Here is a 9,017-nt window from a genome sequence, read left to right on the forward strand (position 1 = left end):
GTGTTATTTGCAAGCAACGCATTCTAACATTTAGGAAAATCAGCCGACAAGGGGTAAATACTTGGTTATGTTTAACCCATACGGGAGATTGGAGTAGTCAGGTCTGAATTGTCCCCGCCAGCACGTTTCCCATCGTTTGCGCCGCCTGTCTCTGGGCTGCGCTGGTGATATGGGCGTAGGTGTCCAGGGTGAATCCTGCCGAGAAGTGGCCCAGCATCCCAGACACCGTTTTTACGTCCACCCCATTTTGCAGGGCCAGGGTGGCGAAGGTGTGGCGGCGCAAGTCGTGGAACCGCACCTTGGGCAATCCTGCCCGTTTCAGCACCCGATGGAGCATATGCAGCACACTGTCTGGGGAGATCGGCCCGCCATTGGGAGACGGAAACACCCAGGGGCTGTTGCCCACTTTTCTCCTCTGTTCTTTCAGAACGCTTACCGTATCCTCTGCCAGGGGCAGGGTGCGGTAGGCGTTTTTCGTTTTCAGTGGTGCTTCCACCACTTCCCCGTTGATGCGGGAAACCTGCCGCCGTACCCGGAGGTCACCCCGTTCCAAATCAATATCTTCCCATTTCAGCCCCAGCAGTTCGCCTCGCCGCAGGCCTGTGGCCAGTTCCAGATAGTACAGCTCAAACACGCCGCTCTCCCTGGCCTCCCGGAAGAAGGAGGCCAGCTGCACTGTGGTCAGGGTTTTCATCTCTTGGTGTTCCACCCGAGGCAGGGCGCAGCCCTCCGCTGGGTTAGTGAGGATCAGCCGCTGCTCTTGGGCCAGTTTTAAGGCAGAGGATAGAATTTGATGGATGTTCCGCACCGTCTTGGCACTGAGGCCCTTGGGCTGTCCTTTGGCTTCCACCCGGTCTACCCTGCCTGTGGTCAGTAGCTTTTTGTAGAACTTCTGCAAGTCCAGAGAAGTGAGCTTTTCCAGCGGAATGTCTCCGATGTTGGGCCGGATGTGGTTTTGGATGTAGCCCTGGTAGGTCTGATGGGAAGAGGGCCGCACTTTGATCTTAGCGTAGTCGTGGAACCACACCTCCATCCACTCTCCCACCGTGTACTTGCCCGCCTTGGTAATGTCCAGTGCCTGGGCTTCTCTGATAGCCTGTTTCAGCTTCTCCTTGACCTCTGCCTGACTTCTGCCCAGCACATTCTTGTAGATGGCTTTCCCCGTCTCCGGGTCATGCCCTGCCGTATATCGACCTTCCCAGCGTCCGTCTTTTCTCTTTCGAATACTGCCTTCGCCGTTGGCTCGTTTCTTTGCCATGTGTGTCGCCTCCTTTGTAACGACACAGCATACCACAGAAATCTCAAATAGCCAGGGGACACAGGCAGAGTTAAGAGAAAATTATCATTTGGGGGATAGCTGGTATAGAGGTGAGATTACAGCGCTTTCGTGTATCTTCGGGTGGTTATTATGCTTCCGTTCACAATATTAGTAACCTTGTCCTGCAATACAAAACCGTTATTCTCCATGACTTTTGCCGAACCATAGTTGTCATCATCACAAGTGATTAAAGCAGAAGAGATTCCCAACTGTTTTGCTTTTTCTAACGCTAACCGAAGCATGAAAGTGCCATAACCTTTCTTCCACTCAGAAAAACGAACACCATATCCAATATGCCCGCCGTAGCGTCTCAGGCTATCGGTCAGCCTATGACGGATGCTTATTTCCCCAATAAAGTAGTTTCGCTCCTCGTCAACCAACCAGTAGAAGTGAGAACCAACCCTGTTTGGGGGGAGGTTGCGTTCCTCTCTGCAGTTATCGTACTTTTTAAAGATATTATAGGCTCTTGCATTATCAAATGCGTAGGTTTCTACGCCATGTATTTCATACTCATCATGGGCTTCTATGTACGATTGCAAGTATCTTTCGCAGGGTTCTACCAGGGTAATCATCGTTTACTCTCCTTTCCCGCCACGAGTGCAGCGGTTATTCCCTCGTCATGCGATAGAATGTGCCATTTCCTATTCCGGTTGTCATCTCATATGGTTCGCCGTCAATCTGAAATCCCGCTCGCTGGTAGCACTTCACCGCCCTGGTGTTCCATGTACGCACTTCCAGGTACAACGGCTTATCAGGATAGCGGCTCTTGGAAATACCATAGGCCAAGGCCAGCATCTCACGGCCATAGTGCTGGTTGCAGAGTTCAGGGTTGACGCCAATCCCAATGAACACCTCCGTAGCTTCCTCCAGGATGTTGACAAAACCCACCAATGTGTCCCCGTCTGCAAACGCAAGGTAGTTCTGCTCGGACTTTGGATCCATGAAGCCAATTTGCTGTGCTTTCATTTCCTCATAGGGGGGGAGATTGTAGATTCCATACTCACCCTTGTACTTCCATGCACAAATCTGCTGCTTGTCGTCATCCGTCAGATTTCGATAGATTAGTTGCTGCATATCCTCATACCTCCATACAGATTACAACGCATCTGCATTCTGTATATACTCCGCCCTTCTCAAATGCTCCTCCACCAACAGAGGCTGTATTTGTGGATATGTCCACTGGTTGGGCAGTTCATCCAACAAAAGCACCTGTTCCATCTCACTATGCAGTTGTCCTTGGAATGTCTCAATGTCTGCCACATACAACATTCCATAGCACTCTTCTCCCGATTCATTCACTCGGTTTTTGCCAATCACCGAATATACACAGACAGGGTGTATGGAAAACTCTATGGCGCCCGTCTCCTCCTGCAATTCTCTTTTTGCCGTGTCCAGAATTTCCTCTCCCGGTTCCCGGTGGCCACCAGGAAGTTCATAGGTGTCTCTCTCCCGGTGTTTACAAAACACCCACTTCCCGTTGTACCGGGCTATGATCACTGCAAACCGCAGCAGTTCGTCATCGACTTGTTCGTAGAAATTTACTTTCATGTGGGTCACCTCACACTGCCTCTTTTACGTCTCTAAATTTGATCTTCATTGTACCAAAGTTCCCCTGACCCAGCAAGGGCAGGGATTTAGCATCCCCTTGTTGCAGCTCTAAAAATACAGGGAGCCTTTTGCCATTTACAACCCCCTGGTTGACACCCGCACGATGTAATAAGGCACATCCAAACTTGCGATTTGGATGTGCCCAGGTCGTTCCTTATTTTACAGTTGGGGTGGTCGTTTCACTCTTGAGCTGCTCCATTTCCGTTCTTACATATTCACAAGTTATGTTTTGATAACTTCCATTCACCTTCGGAAAAGAGACTGATTGAACCAAGGTTGCGTAATATGTGTAAGGATGCTCGGTTGCGGAGTCTAAATTATCTAACTCTATTTTCACAACAGCGTACCCCACAATGGTTGTATCTTCTCGGATTATGATATCCATATATGCTGGTGAATGTTCCATTGTTTCCACACTGCCGCTCGTCGATTGGGAAAGGCTGCTCCAATATATCGTTGTTCCATTTTCAACGTGAAGAGGCGTGGACATATGCGTGATTGTGTTATCTTCTTCCCAAAGAAGCAGCTCTCCGCCATCCACAGACACCTCAAAAGTCGTGTTTTGATCTCCTGGGGCAGATAAGTTCAGCGGAATTCCCGGTCTGCTGCTCATGGCAGGATTCCAATCGTATGTTATGGGAACTTCTATCCCTTCCTGCATTATGATTGTTTCCTCTGAAGGAAATTCTATTGTTGTATCGTCGCCCAGAGATGCGGCAGATGCGGTCAGTGTCAAAAAACCCGGTGCTGTGACAATATGAGAAGATGGAGATTTCTCATGATCCGTGTCGTTGGATAGGCAAGGAACCATGAACGATGCCACGACCACAAGGCACAAACAAGCTGCCAAGGCTCCACGTTTCAGCCAGAGGGCTTTACAGACTTTGCGACTTACCCTGGCCTGGTGTATATAGTTTTCATTGATATCACCAAAGACTTCACAAAACTCTTCTTTTTTCATAGGTCATATCCCCTTTTCAAAAGGTAATTACGCAGTTTTGAGCGAAGGCGATTCAGTATTACGGATATATGGTTTTCTGTCTTTCCAAACCGGGATGCAAGATCGGAAATGCTGTCAAAATACCAGTATCGACAGACAAACATATTTCTCTTATCCGGTGACAGTCCAGCCAGGAAACGGTCTATTTCCTGCACCAATTCCCTGCGGTCAATCTCTCGTTCTACCGTATCTGCATCCGACACAAGGTCTGTGATTTCATCAAGAACAATAGGGACATTTCCACCACCTCGTTTTTCTGCGGTATTACGTCTATACCGGTTAAGAGATAGATTTCTTGTGAGTTTACCTAAAAAGGCGGACAAAACACTTGGTCTGTGTGGTGGCATGGCGTTCCATGCCCTCAAATAAGTATCATTGACGCATTCTTCCACATCTTCACAATTACCCAGTATGTTTGTTGCAATAGCGGTGCAATAGTTTCCGTATTTATCCGATGTGGCAGGAATGGCCTGTTCGTTTCTGTCCCAATACAACTGGATTATCTTTATATCGTCCAAGGGGATTCACCTCGCTTTTCCATTGCCCTTCACCTATATACACACCGTTTGAGCTCTCATCTTACAGCTAATCTTCTCATTTTTATCACATCATATCATACCGTTGGACCATTGACATGGATATTTTATTTGTGCTGCGCTCAGCATAAAGTCTGAAAAATCCCGGATGCTGACGCATCCGGGATTTTCGTTGGAATAAAGTTGTATGGGGGACTGGCCAAACCGTGTAGTGGCTCTCCTTGTCCCAATGGGAACACCGGGTGTAAAACTCAGGAAAGGGTGATCCACAAAGCGGGACGCAGGTCGCCGTAAGTGTAGGAGTTGCTGTAGCCGAGCGTTTCGTTCGCATTGATGTAGCTCACACAACCGGCTCCGCCATGCGGGGAACGCAGCCAGTAGTCGGCTTCGCTGCTGAGAAGCTGGGTTCTCATGGGGTTGTCCGCCGTCACCAGCTGTTTGCCGGCGTAGGTGTAGTCATTGGGCAGCGGGGCTTTGCTGTCTTGGGTACCGAACAGGTCCGCCTCGCTGAGCAGGAACACCTTCTGGTTTGCAGAAGTGATAAAGTCCTCGAAACTCCCCGACTTTCTGGTATAAATCGTGTACTCCTGTGCCAACGTCTTCAAGGTGGACTGGCTCTCGAGCCAGGTTGCCAGTGTGCTCTGGACTTCGCTGCCCTCATACTGATTGCTGTCACTGTCAAACCTAACCTTCTGCTGCACGCTGTCCTTCGCCCAGATGAGGGCCTGATCGCCGTTTCTCGCCAGCAGGTAGAAGTCGGTGCCATCGATGTCCACGGTGGTTATGGTTCCGGTGGGTGCGGTCTTGAGGTCGGAGATCTCCCAATCCCGCACGGTTAAGGTCACAGTTTTGATCAGCGGGTCGCCGTTCATGCCCTCGGCCTGCACCTGTACTGTCAGCGTGGTGCCCTCCGGTTCGTTGCTGCCGATGTAGAGCCGGCCGTCCGGGGAGAGGGTGGTGGTCTCATCTTGCGGCAACTCTCCTGTAAACGACCAGGTGATGTCCTGGATCACACTGGGGCTGTCCCCGTTCATGACCTGGGCGGTGAGCTTATAATATTTGCCCGGTTTGACTCGATTGCTGTCACTGGTGATCTCTTCCGGCACATTGAGGGTAATGCTGGTGGCAATGATGTCGGTGAGGTCGTTGGGGAAGGTAGACTCACTGATCACCTTAATGTCATCCTTGGTGCCCACCTTACCATCCGGGCCCGGAGCCAGGTAGTACTCTCCGCCGCCGGAGACGGCGTAGGGGCCCAGGAACTTGTAGCCGTAGTCGGTGGGATCCTCCAGCACCACCACGTCGGAGCGGTCGTCGTAGTTGCCGATTTTCTCATCCAGGCCAGCGCACATCCAGTCGCCGATGGTGCCGTCGTCCCGAATCTCCTTATAGGTGTTGTCGCCGAAGTCGATGTACTTCTTGCCGTCCAGATCGCCATCCACCACGTTGCCGCCGCCATCACCGTCGGAACCCGCCGCCTCCTTGGGCAGGACCACTACATCCACATAGGAGCTGATGGTGGGGGTAAAGGCGCTGGTGGCGGTGATTTTGTATATCTTGCCCACCATGTCCTCTGTGGGAGTGAAGACGTTGCCCTGCAGGGCCGTGCCCGCCTCCTGGCAGCTCCACTGGACATAGGTCTCGGCGGGATCCCCGGTGGGGTTCTTCACCGACACGTTGGCGGTGAGGGTCAGGGAATTGCTCACGGCCACATACTGCTGGCGTCCGCCCACCACCGACAGGTGGGTCACCTCGGGCAGGCGGTCGGACACCTTGTTGAGCAGGTGCTCCCCATCTGCGGTCATGCCATCCTCATAGAATCCGCTCTCGAGGTCTATGTCCCCCCAGTCTCCGGCAGTGGCAAACTGACCGGTGACGTGGATGGCGTAATAATAGGTATCATCCGGCACATTCTGGGGCTTGATGCCGTTTAACAGCAAGCCGGTGGTTTCCCCCGGTTCAATGGGCTGGGCCCAGTACGCCCAGCCGTCCACGTCGTACACCCAGTAGGGGCCGATCTGCTCCTCCTCCGGCATGGCCATCCATTCGTCCATGGAGATGACTGTGGCGTCACTGGTTTCCTTGCCGTAGTGGGTAACCGGTACGTCGGACTGCTGACTGTCTGCGTAGTATTCCGTACCGGTGACGGAGTAGATCAGGTCGCCGTTCTCAGGGACAGGCTCTTGCAGGGTCTCGCCGTCGGCCTGATACGCATTGCCGTATTCCACATAGTCGGAATATTTGTCGTCCGCATCGCCGGGGTCGCTGGGGCGAAGAGTGTCCTCGCCTGCATAGGTCCCGTTGATGTCAGCCTCCATGCTGTCCTTATCCTTGTTGAAGGTGGGCATATACACGGTCTTGCCCCCCATCTCCCAATCCCAGTACTGGTGCATGGGGGTGTGGTCGTTGTCCGGATCCACGTCGGGCACCTGTCCGTGCAGGTAGGTGATCCAGGTGGTGGGGTCGCCCAGCTGTGGGTCGTTGTCCGGGGTCTTGCCCACGATGGTCACGCTTTTGTCCGGGGCGGTAGTCCCCGCACCCTCGCCGATCTCCATATACTCGCTCAATTTGATGCGGGCGAAAATGGGGACGCCGTTGTCGTTGGGGTCGGTGAAGTTCTCCACGAAAACATCCTTGTTCTCCCCGTTGAAATAGTCGTGCAGTCGTCCGCCGGGGTTTGCTTTGCCGTCGCCCTCGTTGGTAGCTGCCTGGTTGATGGACTGCCACGCAAAGGTGCCCGACACCAGGATGGCTGCGGCCAGAGTGGTGGCCGCTGCCGCCATTCCGAGTTTCTTCTGGCCATCGGACTGCTTGAACCATTTGAATGACACAGGTCATATCTCCCTTCCTCAATGCTACATGTATCTGCAAATGACACGGGGAACCCTCACCGTATGCGGTTGGACCCCCGTGTGTGTCCTCCTGCCTGTCGGCCCCTGCAACAGACCGGCGTATTTGGCGCTGGTATTTTTTTGTCCTTTTTTCAGATGACAAGCCGCAGGGTCTCCATTTTTCGCCGGTGCTCGGCGCCCGTGGAGATGATATATATGCGGGTGGTGTTCATGTTGGAGTGCCCCAAAATATCCGCCAGCTTGGAGATGTCCTTATCTATGGAATAGAAACACCGGGCGAACAGGTGCCGCAAACTGTGGGGAAACACCTTGCAATGCCCTTGATACAAACCATGTCATGCCGTTGACCCAATGGTATTTGTATGCTACAATACAGGAAAATAAAGAAAAGGAGGTGGACAAGATGACGTTTCGTATACTGATAAAATCAAGTGCCATTTTGTCCGCTGTGTAAGCTCCTTTTTCATACGGATATGATTGTCGCCTCTGATTTTATCAGGGGCGATTTTTGTATTCAAACCTGTATGAAAGGGGCATAGAGATGACTTTAGAGGCCATTGTATCAGAACTACATTACACCAACCAGATTGAGCAACTGCTTCTGCAAAAACTTCGCAAAGATGAAAAATCCATCGCAGAAATCGCAGAAACCGCATATCATGGGGACAATTTTGATTTTCCGCTATGCAGGCGTATGCCGCTGACCCGTTTGGCTGTTGTGACCTATCTTCTGTTGCAAAAGTACGATAACTACAAGGCCTTGGGGATTGACGACGATATCATTTTTGACACGTTTCGGGATGTTTCTCTGCGAGCCAACCTGTACCACCAAAAACACGGCAAGGCGGGGATCTCAAAAGAGGACGTTGTGTGGTTTCGTCACATCATGAATGTTGGCATCTTCAAAATTGGCACATTGCAGTTTCAGCCGTTTGAAATGCTCTATCTGGACGAGGAAACCTTAGGTGAGCCGTACATGACATTTACAAAGGAACAAAAAGAAGCCTTGCCCCATGGGTCTCCTGTTCTGAACTGCCACATCCAACAAGGGGCCGATTTGAGTCCAAAATCGGTAAAAGCATCTTTTGAACACGCAAAGCTCTTCTTTTCCCAACATTTCCCCGCCATATCGTATCAGGCGTTTCTTTGTTATAGCTGGCTGCTTTACCCCCCTATGCTGACCCGCCTGTGGGATGATTCCAACATCAAACAGTTTGCCAGCCACTTCTCCATCATCGGGTTTTGCCAGGACCCAGAACAGGCCACCGAGAACCTGTTCGGACGTGGAGCAGAACAAGAACCTCCTCACCATGCAACTTCCCTTCAAACATTAGCGGCGGAGCATATAGAGTTATTTGGCTTCGCTTGCGGCATCATCTCCATATAAATCTGCTGCACCACAGCACCTGCACACGTTCTCTTTCCCATCCTCCCCACATGTGCCTTGTCAGCCTGGTGACGCTCCGCTGGGGTCTATTTTTGTCCGGCCAAAAATAGACGAAAAAGCCGCCAAAGGCGGGGACTTCCCCCGCCTTGTGGAATCCACCCCGCTGGTGCTAAAGAGCAGTGCGTCTAGCAACCCACGGCCCGGGAAGTCTCCTACTGCTCCTGGTGATGCCACCACACCAGGTTTTCATGGCAGCTGGCCCTACGGCTGGGCAGTTTCCATGTCCGGGCCTTCCCCTGGCATTGCGGCTGTTCCC

9 protein-coding genes are annotated in these 9,017 nt (G+C 51.9%); 1 reads left to right on the plus strand and 8 read right to left on the minus strand.

Annotated elements, in window-relative coordinates; translation table 11 throughout:
• Positions 1 to 97: 97 nt before the first annotated feature.
• From H9X86_RS11060 to H9X86_RS11095, 8 genes are all read right to left on the minus strand, one after another.
• Complete coding sequence (locus H9X86_RS11060; RefSeq protein ID WP_204901579.1) at positions 98 to 1,258, minus strand: tyrosine-type recombinase/integrase; 1,161 nt, start codon at positions 1,256 to 1,258, stop codon at positions 98 to 100.
• A 116-nt stretch (positions 1,259 to 1,374) separates the two neighbouring features.
• Positions 1,375 to 1,890, minus strand: coding sequence for a GNAT family N-acetyltransferase (locus H9X86_RS11065; protein ID WP_207752648.1), 516 nt, complete (start codon positions 1,888 to 1,890; stop codon positions 1,375 to 1,377).
• 34 nt (positions 1,891 to 1,924) lie between these two features.
• Positions 1,925 to 2,392 (minus strand): GNAT family N-acetyltransferase, encoded by a 468-nt coding sequence (locus H9X86_RS11070; RefSeq protein ID WP_204901580.1) that lies wholly within the window; start codon positions 2,390 to 2,392, stop codon positions 1,925 to 1,927.
• A gap of 21 nt (positions 2,393 to 2,413) precedes the next feature.
• Positions 2,414 to 2,866, minus strand: a complete 453-nt coding sequence (locus H9X86_RS11075) for an NUDIX hydrolase (RefSeq protein ID WP_204901581.1) — start codon at positions 2,864 to 2,866, stop codon at positions 2,414 to 2,416.
• 214 nt (positions 2,867 to 3,080) lie between these two features.
• Positions 3,081 to 3,887 (minus strand): hypothetical protein, encoded by an 807-nt coding sequence (locus tag H9X86_RS11080; RefSeq protein WP_204901582.1) that lies wholly within the window; start codon positions 3,885 to 3,887, stop codon positions 3,081 to 3,083.
• Complete coding sequence (locus tag H9X86_RS11085; RefSeq protein ID WP_204901583.1) at positions 3,884 to 4,444, minus strand: RNA polymerase sigma factor; 561 nt, start codon at positions 4,442 to 4,444, stop codon at positions 3,884 to 3,886. The genes H9X86_RS11080 and H9X86_RS11085 overlap by 4 nt, the downstream gene beginning before the upstream one ends.
• A 269-nt stretch (positions 4,445 to 4,713) precedes the next feature.
• Positions 4,714 to 7,293 carry a DUF6273 domain-containing protein gene (locus H9X86_RS12890; protein ID WP_204901584.1) on the minus strand — a complete coding sequence of 860 codons (2,580 nt, stop codon included), beginning with the start codon at positions 7,291 to 7,293 and terminating at the stop codon, positions 4,714 to 4,716.
• A gap of 152 nt (positions 7,294 to 7,445) precedes the next feature.
• A complete protein-coding gene (locus H9X86_RS11095) occupies positions 7,446 to 7,622 on the minus strand; it encodes a tyrosine-type recombinase/integrase (protein WP_346011467.1) in 177 nt (58 codons plus the stop codon).
• Between the two features lie 233 nt (positions 7,623 to 7,855).
• Here H9X86_RS11095 and H9X86_RS11100 point away from each other — a divergent pair, with 233 nt between their 5' ends.
• On the plus strand, positions 7,856 to 8,701 hold the full coding sequence (locus H9X86_RS11100; protein ID WP_204901586.1) for an acyltransferase domain-containing protein: 846 nt from the start codon (positions 7,856 to 7,858) through the stop codon (positions 8,699 to 8,701).
• Positions 8,702 to 9,017 lie beyond the last annotated feature (316 nt).

The sequence above is a fragment of the Pseudoflavonifractor capillosus genome (assembly GCF_016902575.1).
GTDB lineage: Bacteria > Bacillota > Clostridia > Oscillospirales > Oscillospiraceae > Enterenecus > Enterenecus capillosus_A.

Bases quoted from the DNA above. Each gene is read 5' to 3' on its own strand.
- H9X86_RS11060 (WP_204901579.1), bottom strand. From the start codon at position 1,258: ATGGCAAAGAAACGAGCCAACGGCGAAGGCAGTATTCGAAAGAGAAAA.
- H9X86_RS11065 (WP_207752648.1), bottom strand. From the start codon at position 1,890: ATGATTACCCTGGTAGAACCCTGCGAAAGATACTTGCAATCGTACATA.
- H9X86_RS11070 (WP_204901580.1), bottom strand. From the start codon at position 2,392: ATGCAGCAACTAATCTATCGAAATCTGACGGATGACGACAAGCAGCAG.
- H9X86_RS11075 (WP_204901581.1), bottom strand. From the start codon at position 2,866: ATGAAAGTAAATTTCTACGAACAAGTCGATGACGAACTGCTGCGGTTT.
- H9X86_RS11080 (WP_204901582.1), bottom strand. From the start codon at position 3,887: ATGAAAAAAGAAGAGTTTTGTGAAGTCTTTGGTGATATCAATGAAAAC.
- H9X86_RS11100 (WP_204901586.1), top strand. From the start codon at position 7,856: ATGACTTTAGAGGCCATTGTATCAGAACTACATTACACCAACCAGATT.